General features: G+C 69.1%; 17 protein-coding genes and 1 pseudogene. 4 read left to right on the top strand and 14 right to left on the bottom strand.

Annotation, left to right across the window (positions count from 1 at the left end; all coding sequences use genetic code 11):
• From ACWEO7_RS24925 to ACWEO7_RS24905, 5 genes and pseudogenes are all read right to left on the bottom strand, one after another.
• Positions 1-114, bottom strand: a pseudogene (locus ACWEO7_RS24925) (electron transfer flavoprotein subunit alpha/FixB family protein); the annotation flags it as partial.
• A gap of 45 nt (positions 115-159) precedes the next feature.
• Positions 160-1,314, bottom strand: coding sequence for a hypothetical protein (locus tag ACWEO7_RS24920; protein WP_452426516.1), 1,155 nt, complete (start codon positions 1,312-1,314; stop codon positions 160-162).
• Positions 1,311-1,871: a DUF4365 domain-containing protein gene (locus ACWEO7_RS24915; protein WP_452426514.1), complete on the bottom strand. Its 561-nt coding sequence runs from the start codon at positions 1,869-1,871 to the stop codon at positions 1,311-1,313. The genes ACWEO7_RS24920 and ACWEO7_RS24915 overlap by 4 nt, the downstream gene beginning before the upstream one ends.
• Before the next feature lie 146 nt (positions 1,872-2,017).
• Positions 2,018-2,974, bottom strand: a complete 957-nt coding sequence (locus ACWEO7_RS24910; protein ID WP_452426512.1) for an electron transfer flavoprotein subunit alpha/FixB family protein — start codon at positions 2,972-2,974, stop codon at positions 2,018-2,020.
• Positions 2,975-3,010: 36 nt separating this feature from the next.
• Positions 3,011-3,796 carry an electron transfer flavoprotein subunit beta/FixA family protein gene (locus ACWEO7_RS24905; protein WP_355078775.1) on the bottom strand — a complete coding sequence of 262 codons (786 nt, stop codon included), beginning with the start codon at positions 3,794-3,796 and terminating at the stop codon, positions 3,011-3,013.
• Positions 3,797-4,058: 262 nt separating this feature from the next.
• On the opposite strand from ACWEO7_RS24905, the gene ACWEO7_RS24900 reads away from it, so the two are divergent.
• From ACWEO7_RS24900 to ACWEO7_RS24890, 3 genes are read left to right on the top strand one after another with little or no spacing between them, the layout of a single operon-like run.
• Entirely contained in the window at positions 4,059-4,877 is an 819-nt protein-coding gene (locus ACWEO7_RS24900; protein ID WP_452426510.1) for a methyltransferase domain-containing protein, read from the top strand.
• The gene (locus tag ACWEO7_RS24895) at positions 4,874-6,541 is read left to right on the top strand and encodes a 1,4-alpha-glucan branching protein domain-containing protein (RefSeq protein WP_452426508.1); all 1,668 of its coding nucleotides are present in this window, start codon (positions 4,874-4,876) and stop codon (positions 6,539-6,541) included. Before ACWEO7_RS24900 ends, ACWEO7_RS24895 begins: the two co-directional genes overlap by 4 nt.
• Complete coding sequence (locus ACWEO7_RS24890) at positions 6,538-7,791, top strand: glycosyltransferase family 4 protein (RefSeq protein WP_452426506.1); 1,254 nt, start codon at positions 6,538-6,540, stop codon at positions 7,789-7,791. Before ACWEO7_RS24895 ends, ACWEO7_RS24890 begins: the two co-directional genes overlap by 4 nt.
• 4 nt (positions 7,792-7,795) lie before the next feature.
• Here ACWEO7_RS24890 and ACWEO7_RS24885 read toward each other — a convergent pair whose 3' ends face one another.
• Together ACWEO7_RS24885 and ACWEO7_RS24880 are read right to left on the bottom strand one after the other, a co-directional pair.
• Positions 7,796-8,341, bottom strand: a complete 546-nt coding sequence (locus tag ACWEO7_RS24885; RefSeq protein ID WP_452426504.1) for a DUF1697 domain-containing protein — start codon at positions 8,339-8,341, stop codon at positions 7,796-7,798.
• 33 nt (positions 8,342-8,374) lie between these two features.
• A complete protein-coding gene (locus tag ACWEO7_RS24880; protein ID WP_355078771.1) occupies positions 8,375-9,124 on the bottom strand; it encodes an acyltransferase in 750 nt (249 codons plus the stop codon).
• A gap of 232 nt (positions 9,125-9,356) precedes the next feature.
• On the opposite strand from ACWEO7_RS24880, the gene ACWEO7_RS24875 reads away from it, so the two are divergent.
• Positions 9,357-10,655 carry an outer membrane protein assembly factor BamB family protein gene (locus ACWEO7_RS24875; protein ID WP_452426502.1) on the top strand — a complete coding sequence of 433 codons (1,299 nt, stop codon included), beginning with the start codon at positions 9,357-9,359 and terminating at the stop codon, positions 10,653-10,655.
• 54 nt (positions 10,656-10,709) lie between these two features.
• Here ACWEO7_RS24875 and ACWEO7_RS24870 read toward each other — a convergent pair whose 3' ends face one another.
• The 7 genes from ACWEO7_RS24870 to ACWEO7_RS24840 all read right to left on the bottom strand — a co-directional run bounded on the left by ACWEO7_RS24870 (position 10,710) and on the right by ACWEO7_RS24840 (position 17,170).
• Complete coding sequence (locus ACWEO7_RS24870; RefSeq protein WP_452426500.1) at positions 10,710-11,873, bottom strand: THUMP-like domain-containing protein; 1,164 nt, start codon at positions 11,871-11,873, stop codon at positions 10,710-10,712.
• 196 nt (positions 11,874-12,069) lie between these two features.
• Positions 12,070-13,047 (bottom strand): class I SAM-dependent methyltransferase, encoded by a 978-nt coding sequence (locus ACWEO7_RS24865; protein WP_355078768.1) that lies wholly within the window; start codon positions 13,045-13,047, stop codon positions 12,070-12,072.
• A gap of 37 nt (positions 13,048-13,084) precedes the next feature.
• Positions 13,085-13,861 (bottom strand): enoyl-CoA hydratase-related protein, encoded by a 777-nt coding sequence (locus ACWEO7_RS24860; RefSeq protein WP_452426498.1) that lies wholly within the window; start codon positions 13,859-13,861, stop codon positions 13,085-13,087.
• 109 nt (positions 13,862-13,970) lie between these two features.
• Positions 13,971-14,741 carry an NUDIX hydrolase gene (locus ACWEO7_RS24855; protein ID WP_452426521.1) on the bottom strand — a complete coding sequence of 257 codons (771 nt, stop codon included), beginning with the start codon at positions 14,739-14,741 and terminating at the stop codon, positions 13,971-13,973.
• A gap of 253 nt (positions 14,742-14,994) precedes the next feature.
• Positions 14,995-15,828, bottom strand: coding sequence for an ABC transporter ATP-binding protein (locus tag ACWEO7_RS24850; protein ID WP_452426496.1), 834 nt, complete (start codon positions 15,826-15,828; stop codon positions 14,995-14,997).
• 137 nt (positions 15,829-15,965) lie between these two features.
• A complete protein-coding gene (locus ACWEO7_RS24845; protein WP_452426494.1) occupies positions 15,966-16,769 on the bottom strand; it encodes an aminoacyl-tRNA hydrolase in 804 nt (267 codons plus the stop codon).
• Positions 16,766-17,170 carry a protease inhibitor I42 family protein gene (locus ACWEO7_RS24840; protein WP_452426493.1) on the bottom strand — a complete coding sequence of 135 codons (405 nt, stop codon included), beginning with the start codon at positions 17,168-17,170 and terminating at the stop codon, positions 16,766-16,768. The genes ACWEO7_RS24845 and ACWEO7_RS24840 overlap by 4 nt, the downstream gene beginning before the upstream one ends.
• Positions 17,171-17,438: the final 268 nt, after the last annotated feature.

Genomic DNA, 17,438 nt, shown 5'->3' with positions numbered 1-17,438 from the left:
CTTGTGCGTCTTGACCGCTTCGGTCAGCTGCGGCGCGACGTTGAACAGGTCGCCCACGATGCCGTAGTCGGCGATCTCGAAGATCGGCGCCTCTTTATCTTTGGCGGCCCCAACGCTCGAACCGATCAGTGCCGAGGCGCGGCCGCTCGCACTCCGACATCAGCTCTCCCTGTGTAGATAATTCGAGTCGACGCTGATCATTCCGGTCAGGCGCCAAGCACCGCGTTCGAAAACCAGATCACCGGACACCACGATCGGCTGCTTGCTCTGGTGTGCGCGGATCGCCCACTGATAGTCGTCACCGACGAGCGGTACATGCACCTTTCGCAGACGTCCATCCACATGGGCCGACAGCACAATGCTCGTAGCTTCTTGATCCTCGTCACCGAAGTCATCCCGATTCAGAGTGCGCACCAAGCCGATCAGGGTCAGATGACGTGGCGGCTCCTCACGGCGAACCAATCGCTCTCGGACACGAGGCAACCCTGCCATCGCATTGCGGTCGATCAGGATCCGTGAGGTCGCGACTTCAGGTGGCTGCTCGCCGGCTGCCCAGTCGAAGGATAGATCGAGTGCGCGTAAGGCTTCGGGCTGCGTCAGGTCCAGCACCGACTCGACCAAACTCCCGCTCAGACCCAACTGCCCCGCATGGTCGAGCGCGCGCTCGTCCCAGTCGAGTGCCAGTTGCCACGCCGACTGCAGACCTGTCGCCAGCGTTGTCATCACCTTGCGCGGAAACGGCACTGCTGGCATCCCCGCCACCGGCGGTGACGGAATCTCGCCGAGACGGGTGACCACGGTGAACACGAAACTGCCGCGCTTGGTGTGTCCGAGACGTATGTCGTCTTCCAGAAAGTTGGTGACCGTGGCTGATCGGCGACCCCGATGCGAGTGGGTCGGATCGTCGGCAGTGGTAGCGGCGGCCTTCATCATCGTGGACAGGGCTTCCAATGTTGTTTCGGCCTGCCGGAAGGGGATAGTGCCGTCACTCATTTCCTGGTCGAGTCGCACGAAGAACAAGTCCGCCCGAGCAGCGGCTATTCGTTCGACCAGTTGCGCTGGGTCCCAGTCATAGATGGTGGCGAGCGCTTGTAGCGTGTCACGGAAACGCCGGGAGAAGTCCACATAGTCGGTTGCCAAGGGCAGCATGATCCGGCCCAGAAAGCCGTCCTCGCCCGGAAGTCGCCAAATCTCTTTGACGTCTTGCTCGCGGACCTCGAGCTGCCAGTCATGGGTCGCGAGGTACTGGGACACGGCTGGGGGCGATAGCGCGGACGCGACCTCCCGGAGGCTGTCGAGCGGAATACTTTTCACCACTGACCTCCTTCGCCAATCGACTGCATGATGCCCCGCAGTCCGCCCACGTCGAAGAGGTTACTTCGCGGTAGATGGACCGTCTTGCTGGCTTTATCGTCCTCGATCTTGCCGAGGTTCGCCGCATGTTCCCAATACATGCGGCTGGATGTTCTGAGCCCGTCTTCGGAAAGGTCGAGCAGTTCGTCCGGCTCGTCCGGTATGAGCAACACGCCGAGCAATGCCGGGACGAACCGCTTGGGATTGACCAGCCTGAGAAACCGGTCTCGCTTCAGCGACCACGCCATGTCCTGCGGTCTGAGCAAGTGCTGCTGCGTCGTGCACTTGAGCTGCATCTCGAATTCAGGGCAGTAGTATCTCGCATAATCCGCGGAAGCCACGATCGTGATGTCGACCCCGTCATAGTCGGTCTCGTGACTTTTGATCGAACAACCCGCGGCGGCGGCGATCATGCGCACGAAAGCAATGCTGAACTGTTCCTGCCGCGCGGTGATCGGCAGACCGCCGTCCACGCCGGACGCCAACTGAAGACTGCCGCTGTCCACGACGTCGCTCATCGCCCCCCTTGCCCCCATCCTGCAGTGCAGAAACGCACGCCAACAGTAGCTCAAAACCGTTGTCGGCTCGGGCTCTTCGGATGTGAAATCGAAAAAAGTGGCCCCGACCGTCCGGTCGGGGCCACTTCTCGATCACTCCGAGGGTGTCAGCCCTTGTGCGTCTTGACCGCTTCGGTCAGCTGCGGCGCGACGTTGAACAGGTCGCCCACGATGCCGTAGTCGGCGATCTCGAAGATCGGCGCCTCTTCGTCCTTGTTGACGGCGACGATGGTCTTCGAGGTCTGCATGCCCGCGCGGTGCTGGATCGCGCCGGAGATGCCGAGGGCGATGTACAGCTGCGGGGAGACCGTCTTACCGGTCTGGCCGACCTGGAACTGGCCCGGGTAGTAGCCCGAGTCGACGGCGGCGCGCGAAGCGCCCACGGCCGCGCCGAGCGAGTCGGCCAGGGCCTCGACCACCGAGAAGTTGTCGGCGGAGCCGACGCCGCGGCCACCGGAGACCACGATGCTCGCCTCGGTGAGTTCCGGGCGGTCACCGCCGGCGACCGGCTCGCGCGAGGTCACCTTGACCACGCCCTCTTCCTGCGCGGGCACCTCGACGGTCACCTTCTCGCCGGCGCCGGCCTGCGCGGAGGCCTCGACGGCGCCCGGGCGGACCGAGATCACCGGCACATCGCCGGTGACCTTGGCGTCGACGGTGAACGCGCCACCGAAGATGGAGTGCACGGCGGTGCCGTCGGACTTCACGTCGATGACGTCGACCAGCAGGCCGGAGCCGATGCGGGCGGCCAGGCGACCCGACACCTCCTTGCCCTCGGCGCTGGCGGCGACGATGACGGCGGCGGGCGACACCGACTCGGTCAGCGCGGCCAGCACGTCGACCTTCGGGGTCACCAGGTAGTTCTCCACATCGTCGGACTCGGCGATGTAGATCTTCTCGGCGCCAGCGGCGGCCAGCGCGTCGGCCAGCTTCTCGCCGGTGCCCGCCGTGCCGAGCACGACGGCGGCGGGCTCGCCAAGGGCGCGAGCGGCGGTGAGCAGTTCGGTGCTGACCTTCTTGATCGCACCCTCGGCGTGCTCGACGAGCACGAGTACTTCAGCCATGTGTTCTCTCCTAGGAAGTCTGCAGCGCTACCGAGATCAGATGATCTTCTGGCCGATCAGGTACTGGGCGATCTTGGTGCCGCCGTCGCCTTCGTCGGCGATCTTCTCGCCCGCGGTGCGCGGAGGCTTCGGCGTGGCGGCGGTCACGGCGGAACCCGCGTTCGCGACGCCCACGGTCGACGGGTCGACGCCCAGGTCGGCCAGCGTGAAGGTCTGCACTTCCTTCTTCTTCGCGGCCATGATGCCCTTGAAGGACGGGAAACGCGGCTCGTTGATCTTCTCGGTGACGCTGACGATGGCGGGCAGCGAGGCCTCCAGCTTGAACACGCCCTCGTCGGTCTCGCGCTCACCGGTGATCTTGTCGCCGTCGACGACCAGCTTGCGCAGGTGCGTCAGCTGCGGCAGGCCCAGGTACTCGGCGATGATCGCCGGCACCGCGCCCGCGCGGCCGTCGGTGGCCTCGTTGCCCGCGATGACCAGCTCGACACCCTCGACCTGACCGAGCGCACTCGCCAGCACCCACGCCGTCTGCACGGCGTCGGAGCCGTGGATGGCCGGGTCGTTGATGTGGATGGCCTTGTCGGCGCCCATGGACAGCGCCTTGCGGATGGCCTCGGTGGCGCGGTCCGGACCGGCGGCCAGCACGGTGACCTCACCGCCCTGGGCCTCCTTGATCAGCAGCGCCTCTTCGACGGCGCGCTCGTTGATCTCGTCGAGGACGGCGTCGGCGGCCTCGCGATCGAGCGTGAAGTCACCATCGGTGAGCTTGCGCTCGGACCAGGTGTCGGGAACCTGCTTGATGAGTACGACGATGTTCGGCATCGGTCTTCGTCGACCTCCTGTTCTGGTTACACGTATGTGGTGGTCGCACGAACTGCGCCGTACGCCCGGGTGGGTGGCTCAGGCCGTGACATTACCCTACGTTAAGTTACCCGTGGGTAACTTAGTGGCTTCTCTCTCACAGTGGTTACCACGCACTACAGTGCGCCGTTTCAGCGGCCCCCGCCCCGGCGAGCGAAGCCGCACTTCCGGGGCGGCCGGGTGGGGTATGCCCCGCGGATGCGGTGCCAGTAACGTCGGAGTGATGAGCGAGGCTGTGATCCCTGCCGCAGTGGACGACCCGTCCGGCATCACCGTGGCATCCGAGACGAGCACCGACGCCGTCGAACCACTGCCGCTGACCGGCGAGCGCACCGTTCCCGGCATCGCCGAGGAGAACTACTGGTTCCGCAGGCACGAGATCGCCTACGCCCGTCTGCTGGACCGCTGCGCCGGAAAGACCGTGCTGGAGGCGGGTTCCGGCGAGGGCTACGGCGCCGACATGATCGCGGGCGTTGCCACCAAGGTGATCGGCGTGGATTACGACACCGGCGCCGTCGAGCACGTGCGTGTGCGCTACCCCCGCGTGGAGATGCTGCACGGCAACCTCGCCGAGCTGCCGCTGGAGGACGCCTCGGTCGACGTCGTGGTGAACTTCCAAGTGATCGAGCACCTTTGGGATCAGGCCCAGTTCCTGCGCGAATGCCTGCGCGCGCTTCGTCCCGGCGGTGAGCTGCTGATCAGCACCCCCAACCGGATCACCTTCTCGCCCGGTCGCGACACTCCGCTCAACCCGTTCCACACGAGGGAACTCAACGCGGCCGAGCTGACCGAACTGCTGGTCGAGGCCGGATTCGAGGTGTCGGAGATGATCGGCGTGCACCACGGCCCCGGCCTGAAAGCGTTGGACGCCAAGCACGGCGGGTCGTTCATCGACGCGCAGATCGAACGCGCGCTGGCCGGGGAACCCTGGCCCGCGGAACTCACCGCGGACGTCGCGAGCGTCACGGTGGACGATTTCGAGTTGCTGGCCGCGGACATCGACGCGAGCCTGGATCTGATCGCCATCGCGGTGAAGCCTTGACCGATCGCGGTACCGTGCCCGGCGGGCACGCGGCAAGTCCCGTGCCGGGCCAGTTCACCTTGGTCCTGCACTCCCACCTGCCCTGGCTGGCACATCACGGTCGCTGGCCGGTCGGCGAGGAATGGCTCTACCAGTCCTGGGCCGCCTCCTACCTGCCCGTCGTCGAAGTGTTGCGAACCCTTGCGGCCGAAGGTCGTTCGCATCTGCTCAGCCTCGGTATCACACCGGTGCTCGCGGCCCAGCTGGACGACCCGCACTGCCTGGCGGGCATGCACCACTGGCTGGGCAACTGGCAGTTGCGCGCCGACGAAGCCGCCATGGCGGGCAATGTCGCGCTGGGCAGGCACGAACACCGCCTGGCCGCCGCCGCCCTGGCCGAGTTCGAGCAGTACTGGCGGCACGGCGCCGCGCCGGTCTGGCGCGCGCTCGTCGACGCGGAGGCCATCGAACTGCTCGGCGGCCCGCTGGCCCACCCGTTCCAGCCGCTGCTGGACCCACGGCTGCGCCAGTTCCAGCTCACCGAGGGCTTGGCCGACGCACGACACCGCTGGGGCCACACACCGACCGGCATCTGGGCGCCGGAATGCGGCTACACGCCCGGCATGGAGGTCGGCTACGCCGCCGCGGGTGTGACGCATTTCATGGTCGACGGCCCCGCGCTGCGTGGCGATACCACGCTCGGCCGACCGGTCCGGGATTCCGACGTGGTCGCATTCGGGCGCGATTTGCAGGTGAGTTACCGCGTGTGGTCACCGAAATCCGGCTATCCCGGCCACGGCGCCTACCGTGACTTTCATCACTATGACCACGCCACAGGCCTCAAACCCGCGCGGGTCACCGGCAAGACCGTTGCCGGCCCGGACAAGGCTCCCTACGATCCGGAACTCGCCGCCGCGGCCGTCGTCCGGGATGTGGACGACTTCGTGCGGACGGTGCGCGAGCGGTTGATCTCCGAGTCCGAGCGGATCGGCAGGCCCGCCCTGGTCGTCGCCGCGTTCGACACCGAACTGTTCGGCCACTGGTGGCACGAGGGCCCGCAGTGGCTGGCGCAGGTGCTGCGCGCGCTGCCGGAGGCGGGCGTCACCGTTGGCACCCTCGCCGACGCCCGCGCGCGCGGCTACCTGGGCGAACCGGTGCCACTGGCCGACTCGTCCTGGGGTTCGGGCAAGGACTGGCGGGTGTGGGCGGGCGAACAGGTGCGCGACCTGGTCGAGCTCAACGACGACATCGTGCGGCTGACCCTGGACACCGTCGACAAGATGCGCGCCGCGCAGGGCGGCGCACCCGCACTCCGCGATCACGTCGCCGATCAGCTGCTGCGCGAAGCGATCCTGACCGTCTCCAGCGACTGGGCGTTCATGGTCAGCAAGGACTCCGCCGCGGGGTACGCGCGCGACCGCGCGCACCGCCACGCCCACGTGGTCCGGGAAATCGCCGCGGCCGTCGGGGCGGGCCAACTCGCGAAAGCACGGCAGTTGGCGGCAGGATGGGGGGAAGCTGACGGACTCTTCCCCGGCGTGGACGCGCGACGACTCACCTCCACGGGGTCCGTACCCAGCGCCACCGGGGCAGTATCCGCCGCCGCGCCAGGCCCGGACTCCGCCACCGCGGACCACGGACCGGTTCCGGCGGACCCGGGCTCGGCCGCAGAAGGACTTGCATGAAGATTTTGATGGTGTCGTGGGAGTACCCACCCGTCGTGGTCGGCGGGCTGGGTAGGCACGTGCATCACCTCGCCGTCGAACTCGCCGCGGTCGGCCACGAGGTGGTCGTCCTGTCCCGGCGCCCCTCCGGCACCGACGCCTCCACCCATCCCACGCACTCCTACATCGCCGAAGGCGTGCTGGTGGTCGCGGTCGCCGAGGACCCGCCGGTGTTCGACTTCGGCGAGGACATGCTCGCCTGGACGCTGGCGATGGGGCACGCCATGGTGCGCGCGGGCGTCGCGCTCGGCAAGCCGGGCATCGGCGACGGCTGGACGCCCGACGTGGTGCACGCGCACGACTGGCTGGTCGCCCACCCCGGCATCGCTCTGGCCGAGTACTACGACGTGCCGCTGGTGTCGACCATCCACGCCACCGAGGCCGGGCGGCACAGCGGCTGGGTCGCCGGCAAGGTCAACAAGCAGGTGCACTCGGTGGAGTGGTGGCTCGCCAACGAGTCCGACGCGCTGATCACCTGCTCGTCGTCCATGCAGGACGAAGTCGAGCGGCTCTACGGTCCGGAGCGGATCCCGATGACGGTGATCCGCAATGGCATCGACGTGGGCGCGTGGACTTTCCGCCCGCGCGCGCCGCGCAGCGGTCCGCCCCGGCTGCTGTACGTGGGCAGGCTCGAGTACGAGAAGGGCGTGCAGGACGCGATCGCCGCGCTGCCGCGCATCCGCCGCGCCCACCCCGGCACCACCCTGACCGTCGCGGGCGTCGGCACCCAGTTCGAGTGGCTGCGCGAGCGCGCCCGGGTGCACCGCGTCGCCCGCGCGGTGAACTTCGCAGGTCAGCTCGACCACGCGGAATTGCTCGGCTGGCTGCACGGCGCCGACGCGATCGTGCTGCCCAGCCGATACGAACCGTTCGGCATCGTCGCGCTGGAGGCGGCCGCCGCGGGCACCCCGCTGATCACCTCGACGGCGGGCGGCCTGGGCGAGGCCGTGATCGACGGCGTCACCGGCGCCTCGTTCGCGCCCGCCGACGTCGACGGCTTGGTCGAGGCGGTCCGCGCCACCCTCGACGACCCCGCCGCCGCGCAGCAGCGCGCCTACGCCGCCCGGGAACGGCTCACCGCCGACTTCGCCTGGGACGTGGTGGCCGCCGAGACCGCTCAGGTGTACCACTCGGCCAAGCGGCGGGTGCGCAACCCGCTGGGCCGCCCGTCCATCGTGGAACGTCCACTGCCGGAACGCGATCCGAAGTAGCCCGCTAAGCCGCCAGTTTCTTGACGACGCGCTCGATGGTGAGCCAGGTGCGGGTGGTGATGTCCTTGCCGTATGTCTTCTCCAGCCAGGCCATGAAGTCGGGCGTCTTGCCCGGCTGACTGTTGTCGATGACCGCGAGGAAGGCACGGGCCGCCTCGTCGTAGCCGACTACCCGGGTGAGCGGGTCCGGCCGCTCGGGCAGGGTTGCCGGAGGCTCGGCCGCGTCCTTGAGGAACGTGGCGATCAGATACGTGCCGCGTCCGTGGGTCAGGCCGTGGAAAGGGTCGGTGTCCAGCAACGCGCGCAGCTCGTCGTGGCTGCGGATGATCGTGCCGCCGCCGATGCCCAATTCCTCGACCAGCGCCTGCTGAATACGCTCCTCTAGCGCGGGCACGTCGGTCTCCGCGCTGCGGAACACGATGTTGCCGCTGGTCAGCACCGAACCGACGCCCTCGAATCCGAGCGATTCGAACACCGCGCGCAACTTCGCATTGCTCATGTTCGGATTGCTCGGCATGATCCCGCGCAACAGGGCGGCGTAGGCAGTCATAGCGCGAACCTACCCGCCCGCACCGACGAACTCTCAGGCGTTCTGCGCGGCACCGTTCTTCTTGCGCGCGATGTCCTCCAGCGCGGCAAGGTATTCGGCGCGCTGCTCGGCGCCCGCCTCCCAGGCCGCCTTGCGGTTCTTGACCACCTTGGCCGGCGCGCCGACGGCGATGCTGAAGTCCGGGATCTCGCCCTTGACCACGGCGTGCGCGCCGAGCACGCAGCCGCGCCCGACGCGGGTGTCGCGCAGCACGGTCACCTTGGCCGCGATCCAGGTGTCGGGGCCGATGCGCACCGGGCTCTTCACGATGCCCTGGTCTTTGATCGGCACGTTGATGTCGTCCATCTTGTGGTCGAAGTCGCAGATGTAGCACCAGTCGGCGACCAGGGTCGATTCCCCGATCTCGATGTCGAGGTAGGTGTTGACCACGTTGTCCTTGCCGAACACCACCTTGTCGCCGATGCGCAGCGAACCCTCGTGGCAACGGATCGCGTTGCCGTCGCCGATGTGCACCCAGCGGCCGATCTCCATGCGGCTCAGTTCCGGCGTGGCGTGGATCTCGACGCGGCGCCCGAGGAAGACCATGCCGCGCAGCACGATGTGCGGGTTGGCCAGGCGGAACTTGAACAGCCGGTAGTAACGCACCAGATACCAGGGCGTGTACGCCCGGTTCGCGAGCACCCAGCGCAGCGACGCCCGCGTCAGAAAACGCGCCTGCTGCGGATCCCGGCGGCGCGATCCCCGCCAGCGCGAGCGCAACGGTGCGCCCCACATGCTCGTCACGAACGGTTCTCCTGTCGTGGTCCTACCGGCCGTCGCCCGCCTCGGCGGCGACGGATAGAGCCTATCGCCCGTGGCGGGCATCGCGACGAGCACCCGCTACGACAACGCCGGGACTCGTTCACCCGCGCAAAGGCCTCCCGTACAGTGACTCCTGCGCCGGACAGGGCGCGGGTGCGAGCCAACGACGACAGGAGTGCGGCAGGTGCGAAGCGGCGGCGTACTGGCTACTTCCATGTGGCGACCGTCCCGGAAACGCGCCGCGGTCGTGCTGGCCGCGGTCGGCGCGCTGACGCTGGCCGGTTGCGGCACCGACTACGACGACATCACCGTCGGCACCGGCAAGGGCTGGACCGCCGCCTATCACGACGGCCGCAACAGCGGCACCGCTCCGGTCACCGGGTCGCGGAAGCTCGGACTGAGCTGGCAGCGGCCGGTCGGCGGACCGATCGCCCAGCCGATCACGCTGGGGCCCGACGGCCAGCTGTTCGTCACCACGCGTCTGGCGAACTGCTCGATCTTCTCCTTCCAGATGGCAACCGGCCGCAAGCGGTTCTGCAACGCCCTCGGCCCGAGTGCGATCTCCTCGCCGTCGGCGGTCGACTGGATGTCCAATGTCTACATCGGCGACGACAGCAGGGTGATCTCCTTCAACTACCTGGGGCAGCCGCGGTGGGCGACGCCCGTGGCCGGAACGCCGGTCTCGGTGCAGTTCACCGGTGACGGCAAACTGCTGACGATCAGCCAGTCCGGTCAGGTCGACGTGCTGTCCAGGCAGACCGGCGACCGGGCGGTTCCGAGCGTGCAGTTGCTCGGCGAACCGGACTTCCTCGCGCACGCGGGCCTCGGCTGGCCGGACGCGGGCCAGGGACTGGACGACTGCGCCCCCGGTGGGCCGCACTGCCCGGTCGCGAACATCTCCCCCATCGACGCCGCCAGTGGGCGTTTCTACGTGACGTTGTGGCAGCCGGGGCGGCCTGCCGCGGCCCTCGTCGCGCTGCGCTACACCGGCGCGAAGGTCGCGCGGGAGTGGAGCGCCGAGTTGTTGCTCGGTGGCAGCGCGACCAGTCCGGCCCTGTCCGCCGACGGCGGCACCGTCTACGTCGGCGACAACAACAACCGCCTGATCGCGCTCGACACCGCCGACGGGCGGACCAAGTGGGTGCACCGGCTTGATTGGACTCCGCGCGGCGGCATCTCGGTGTCCGACGACGGCCTGATCATCCCGTCGGGCGAGGAAGGCTACCTGCTCGCACTCCGGGACAACGGCGACACTGCCGAGACGGTGTGGGAACGTAAGGATCTGGCGCTGCGCGGCCCTGCGGCGCAGACGGCGGGCGACACCGGCTACGTCACCGCGGCGATCGGCGACGGCCTGAACCTCGTCACCTTCGACACGCGGACCGGAACCACCATCGATTCCGACGTCCTCCCGGGCGCGAAGGGTACGACCACCGGTACGTCGGTCGGCGCGAAGGGTGAGGTCGTCGTCGCCACCCGCATCGGCGAGATCTTCGCGTTCACACCGGAGTAGCGCCCGGTCGCGAGGTCCGGCCGCGGTTCGGAAGCGCGGTTCCCGCCCGGGTGATCACGGGGTCGCGCAGAGAAAGACCGTCGCGCTACGGCCTATGCGAGTGATCACCAGCGTATGCGGTTGACCGCCACGGAGTTTGAGGCGCGCACGGAGGGCATCGGGATCGATGTCGACACCACGGGCGAGGATTTCGAGGGGGCCGCAGTCGAGGCGACGCAGTTCGGCGCGGAGGGCCTTCTCGCGGAAGTCCATGCGGTCGAGGACGCGGAAGCCACGTACTCCCTCGGGCACGGTGTCGCCGGTGAGATAGGCGATGCGGGGATCGAGTTGCCACAAGCCGTGTTTCGCGGCGTAGTGGCGGACGAGACCGGCGCGCACGACCGCACCGTCCGGGTCGATGATCCACCGCCCCGGCGGGCGCTCGTCGATGACGTCGGGTTCGGCGTCGGTGATAGTCCAGGCGGCGGCTTTGGAGGAGAGCACCGTGGCACGACGGGTGACGCCGGGCTCGGTGAGTCCCGACGACCAGAGGCACGCCTCGCGCACGGAGCCGTCGAGCGACACCACCTCCACCTCGCCTGGCCAGCCGAGACGGTCGAAATCCAAACCGGGAGCGCACTTCACGGCGAGATCGCGCCCACGATAGGCGTCGAGCAGATCCGGCAGTGGCGGTTGCAGTTTGGCCGGGTCATGGGTGCGGCGGCCGTCGGCACGCCGGGCCGGGTCGGCGATCACGACGGTGTCGACGCTGCACGGCGTCAGCGCATCAGCCTTGGCCAGCAAGACATTTCGATGACCGGACAGATTGCCGGACGCCATCGCCAACCGTACGTCGTCCAGATCGCTGCCGAGCACGGCGGGACAGTGCGGCGCCAGGGCCGCCAGCTCCGCGCCGATCGAGCAGGTCACGTCGTGCACCGCCCGCCCGGCCAGGCGCGCGGCCCGGTGCCTGGCGACGGCGGTCGGGGTCGCCTGCTGCAAGGCGTCGTCGGTGAACAACCACTCCCCCGCGTCGGCCAGTTTGGCCGTGGCGCGGCGACGCAACCGGACCGTCTCGACCAGCGGCGCGGCGCGGTCACCATAGGCGCCGCGCACCTGCTCGAGATCCTTCAGCAGGGACACCGACGTCAGCGCGAGGCGATCCACCTCGGCCAGCGCGGCCCGACCGGTCGCGCTACCCAGGTACCCGACGTCGTCGCGGGTGAAGAGGTAGCCCACTATCGGTCCCGCATTGGGATCGAGTCGACCCGCCTGATTCCGGCGATCGCGATCGGGCCGGTTCGGATCATGGCAGACCGAGCCCGGTCACGGCATTCGAACCGGCGCGGCGACATGGGCTCGTGTACATCCACCGCGGCAGCACCGATGGTGCTGCCGCGATGAGCGATGCGGTCGCGACAGGTATCGCGCGCCACTACTTTCCGGCTGAGGTGGGCTTCACGCCGGTGATCATGGCGTTGTAGAAGAACTGGCGCGGGACGACACGGCGCATGACGTTCTCGTCCACCCAGCTCAGTCCCAGCCAGGCACGATACATCGCCATCCGGTAACGCCAGGTGAGCTTCTCGGCGGGGACCGCGGCCTCGAAGGTGCGCACGGGCCAGCCCCACAGGGCCGCGGCGAACTCCTCGGTTTTGGCCGCCACCTCGACGGCGCCCGCCGAGCGAGCCATCGATTCCAGGGCGCGCGGATCGAAGGTGTGCAGGTCGACGACGGCCTCGAGGGCCGCCGCGCGCGAGGACTCGTCCAGTTCCTCCTGCGGACGCCGCCAGTCGCTGAGCATCGGCAGCTTGGTCACCGTGGTGGTGGCCTTCCACGTGATGCGGCCCAGCCAGCGGGCGTAGAAGTTGCCGACCGTGGTCGGCTCACCGGCGAACACGAAGCGGCCGCCCGGCTTCAGCACGCGCAGGCACTCCTTGAGCGCCAGCTCGACGTCGGGGATGTGGTGCAGCACCGCGTGGCCGACCACCAGATCGAAGGTGTCGTCGTCGTAGGGGATGGTCTCCGCGTCGGCGACCCGGCCGTCCACGTCCAGCCCGAGGTTCTGCGCGTTGCGCAGCGCCACCTTCACCATGCCCGGCGACAGGTCGGTGACCGAGCCCGATTTCGCCACGCCCGCCTGCATCAGGTTCAGCAGGAAGAATCCGGTACCGCAGCCCAGTTCGAGCGCCTTGCCGTAGGGCAGCGGCGCGGGGCCGACGGCCAAGTCGAACCGGCCACGCGCGTATTCGATACAGCGCTCGTCATAGGAAATGGACCATTTGTCGTCATAGGTCTCGGCTTCCCAGTCGTGGTAGAGCACCTGGGCCAGCTTCGTATCCTTGAGCGCTGCTTCGACCTCTGCCTCGGTGGCGTGCGGGTTCGGCGCGGGGTCGTCGGGACGTACCGTCATGGTCGGCAAGCCTACCCAAATCCGCAGTTGACGCCTGCTATCGGCCTAGGAATTCGGCCGACCCTGGACCGTTGGCCAGATAAGAACCTGTTCCTATCAGGCGATCTTCCGTCGTGAACAGGGCCGACCACTCGCCGCGGGCGCGATCGAGGCCGTGCGGACCGGCTTCGAAAACGGCTTTCGCGGCGGCCAGCGCGCGGGCGGGACCGTCGCCGAACTGGCGCGCCCACCGCATCGCGGCGGTGTACACGTCGTCCGGCGCGACGACTTCGTCGACGAGGCCGAGCGCCTTCGCCTCGTCCGGTTCGACGAAACGACCGGTGTAGACGAGGTCCTTGGCCGCGCCCGGCCCGATCAGTAGGGACAGGCGCCGGATGCCCGCGAGCGGGATCAGTCCCGTCTGGATCTGCGGCAGGCCCAGTTTGACGTTGTCGCCGATGATGCGGCGGTCCGCTCCCAGAGCCAGCTCCAGCCCGCCGCCGAGGCAGTAACCGCTGATCGCCGCGACGGTGGGCTGCGGGATCCTGGCCAGACAGCCCAGGGCGTGCTGCAGGTCGGCCGCCATGGCGGCGGCCTGGGCGCTTCCGAGCCCGAGCAGTTCGGCCACGTCGTCGCCCGCCGAGAACACTCGTTCGTCGCCGTACACGACCACCGCGGCGACACCCTGGTCCGCCGCGACGGCGTCCGCCGCCTCGGCCAGCTCCCGCGCCAGCTGCAGGTTCAGCAGGTTCATCGGCGGGCGGGCGATCCGGAGGACGGCCACACGCCGCGCGGCACCACCTTCGGTCAGCTCCAGGGTCACGAATTCGGCCATGGGACGCACGCTACCGGGTCCGCGCCGTCATGATCTCGCAGCGGTCGTCACTCCTGCGGTGCCGCAGTTGTTCAGCGCCGGCTGTGCACCTTCCGGCCACCCGCTCTGCTCACGGGCGCACTGATCCCCTGAGTCGCCCGGCGTCGGGCAGGTCGGCGAAGTAGCGATGGTTGCCGGGGAAGGACAGCATCTGTTTGCCTTCCAGATCGGCCAGCACCGGCAGGATCGGGTCGATCGCGCGCTGAACCGCGAGGATGTCCGCGGTGGAGCGGAATTCGCCGAGCGCGACCAACTGCGACCAGGTCGGCGGCAGCAGCACGTCGACGCCCGAGCGCCAGCGTTCCAGGGCCTCGGCCGGAGTGCTCCACCGCACCTCCGCCGCCTCGGAGGTGGCGCCGTCGGCGCGCTGTCCCTCCGGCAGGACCGCGACGAAGAACCGGGTGTCGTAACGGCGCGGCTCGATGACGGGGGTGATCCAGTTCGCCCACGGCCGCAGCAGGTCGGCGCGCAGCACCAGCTTCTCCTCCGCGAGGAAGGACGCCAGCGACAGTTCCCTGCGCTCGAGCCTCGCGCGGGCCTCGTGGTAATCGGTGGTGTCGGAGACGACGCTGTCGGCGGTCGGCCCGGCCAGCAGCACGCCGCACTCCTCGAACGTCTCCCGGACGGCAGCGCAGACCAGCGCCTTCGCCCTGGTTTCGCTGGTCGCGAATTGTTCGGCCCACCATGCGGGTTCGGGACCGGCCCAGGCGATGTCGGCGGTTCCGTCGGACGGGTCGACGCCGCCGCCGGGGAACACGGTCATGCCCGCGGCGAAGGCCATCGCGCCGACCCTGCGCTGCAGGAAGATCTCGGGCCCGTCGGCTCCGTCGCGCACCAGCATCACGGTGGACGCGTCTTTGAGCGGCGGTTCGGGTTGCTGAGAGTCTGCCTGCGTTACTGTCTCACTCACCCTTGCACCTTAATAGGTGCAGTCGGAAGTCCGTCCGCAGCCCGCGCACGGCGGGAGCGAAGGCGAAGGTACGCACAACGCGCACGGCTGAAGCGAGGCGGAGGTACGCACAACGCGCACGGCCGGAGGCGAAGACGGAGGTTGGCCTGACGCACGCAAGGTGCGCGATCGCACGCCGTCCGAGTCAGCGGGTGCGGTGACTGCCCGCCCGCCGCGAACGCCGCGCGAAGTAGCGGCCGTCGACTCGATCCAGCGCGATCGACTGGCGGAAGGCGTCGCTGAGGTTCTCGGCGGTGAGCACGTCGGAGAGCAGGCCTTGCGCGACCACTTCGCCCTCGTTGAGCAGCAGGCCGTGGGTGAATCCGGGCGGGATCTCCTCGACGTGATGGGTGACCAGCACGATCGCGGGCGAGTCCGGGTCGGCGGCGAGATCGCCGAGTCGCTCCACCAGTTCCTCGCGGCCGCCCAGGTCCAAGCCCGCGGCGGGCTCGTCGAGCAGCAGCAGCTCGGGATCGGTCATCAGCGCGCGGGCGATGAGCACGCGTTTGCGCTCGCCCTCCGACAGCGTGCCGTAGGTGCGGTCGGAGAGATGTTCGGCTCCGAGGCTTTCCAGCATGTCGATGGCGCGATCGGTGTCCACGTCGTCGTAGCGCTCCCGCCAGCGGCCGAGCACCGCGTAACCCGCGGACACCACCAGATCGCTGACCTTCTCGTCGGTCGGAACCCGGCTGGCCACCGCCGCCGACGACAGCCCGATGCGCGGGCGCAGCTCGCTGAGGTCCACCTTTCCGATGCGCTCCCCGAGCAGATGGGCGATGCCCGCGCTGGGATGCAGTTCGGCGGCGGCCATACGCAGCAGCGAGGTCTTGCCCGCGCCGTTGGGGCCGAGGACCACCCAGCGTTCGTCGAGCTCGACCTGCCAGGTGACCGGGCCGACGAGGGTATGGCCGGAGCGGCGGACGGTCACGTCGGTGAAATCGATGAGCAGATCGGGATCCGGTTGCGGCACGCGCTCCATCTTGGCCCACCCCGGGGGGCACTTGCCAACGCAGGGAGGGAAACCCGACCCGTTCGGTCGGATCTGTGCTGGAACGCCGCCGTCCCGGCCGGATCGGCCGCGCCGACCGACACGCGCGCCGCGCCGTAGCGGAGGGTTCACCAGGACCGGGCGGGCTCCGCGATCACCGTCATGGAGCCCGGCGCCACTTCGGTGTATCCCGCGTCGCGCACGGCGATCGCCGCGCCCTCGGCCACCTGCTCGGCCAGCGACGCCCAGCGCCGCGGGTCGGCCTCGCGGACCGCGCAGCGGAAGCCGCGTTCCGCCCAGCGCAGCGCGTGCTCCACCGGCAGCGCACCGGCCAGCAGCATGCTCGCGTGACCCACCTGCGCGGCCGCCTTGCCCAACGTCATCCCGAGCCCGGCGTTCACCCACAGCACCGGCAGTTCGGGATCGGGCGGGCCGGGCTCGTCGTGCGCGAGGTCGGTGCCGCCGATCTGCAGACGCTTGATCCGCGGGTCGACCTGCCCCACCGGCCCCGGGACCAGCGCCCGCGCCTGCGCGCCGTCGATCTCCACCGTGACGCCCGCGACGGCGCAAGTCGCCTGCCACTGTGCGCCGCGAGCGCGCCGAGCCACCTTGCGGATCCGGGAGCGCTTCCACGCCAGATAGCGTTCTTCCCACTCGCCGCCCGGCCCGACTCGCTCGTCCAGGCACAGTGCCACCGCGGCCGACGCGGCGGCGGCGAGCAGCGCACTGCGCGGCGGCGGGTCGATCTTGGGCAGGTGCAGGACCATCTGCATCGCCTGCACCATGGCCGGGTCGTCCGGATCGCCCGCGCCGTAGCCGCCGGCCAGCTCCGCGTGCCGGGCCCGGAATCCTTCGAGGTCCGATGCCGTTGCGACGCCGCGGATCTCGCCGTTCTCCCGGACTTCGGCGCCGCATTCCGGAATGCTCGTCATCGCTCCACCTCGATCGTCGGCGAAAACGTCCGGGCCGGTTCGGAACCCGGCTCCCACGGACGCGCGTACTCCATCGTCAGCGGCGACGCACAGGACGCGACGCCGACGAAACTCCACACCGACCTCTTGCCCGCGCCCGGGGCAGGCGAGTCGGGTTCGAGATCCGCCGCTCCGTCCTGCTTCGCCACGGTCGCACCGGCTTTCGCGATGCTCCCCGAGTAGGCGGCGGACGAATTCGCGGGGTGCGCGATCATCAGCCGCCGCCCCATGCGCGGTGGCCGCTGTTGTCGACCGCCCGCTTCGCCCATGCGGACGCCGGAATTCGCGGACTCTGTCGTCACATCCGGCATGCCGCACCCCGCCGCCGATCCGGCGGGCAGCACAAGCAGGGACTTGCGCACCCGTCCTCCGATCGCCGCATGATCAACAGCAGCGAGCCTACCGACACGGGCGTACCTCCGCCTTCGCTGCGGCCATGCGCGAAGCTAACGACGGACTGCGTCCGACAGCACCCATCCATGCGTACCTCCGCCTTCGCTGCGGCCATGCGCGAAACTAACGACGGACTGCGTCCGACAGCACCCATCCATGCGTACCTCCGCCTTCGCTGCGGCCATGCGCGAAACTAACGACGGACTCCGTCCGACAGCACCCATCCATGCGTACCTC

It is taken from the genome of Nocardia sp. NPDC004260 (genome assembly GCF_053603155.1).
The sequence above is the reverse complement of the archived record's forward strand: the minus strand, read 5'-3'. Positions and strand labels throughout refer to the sequence as shown.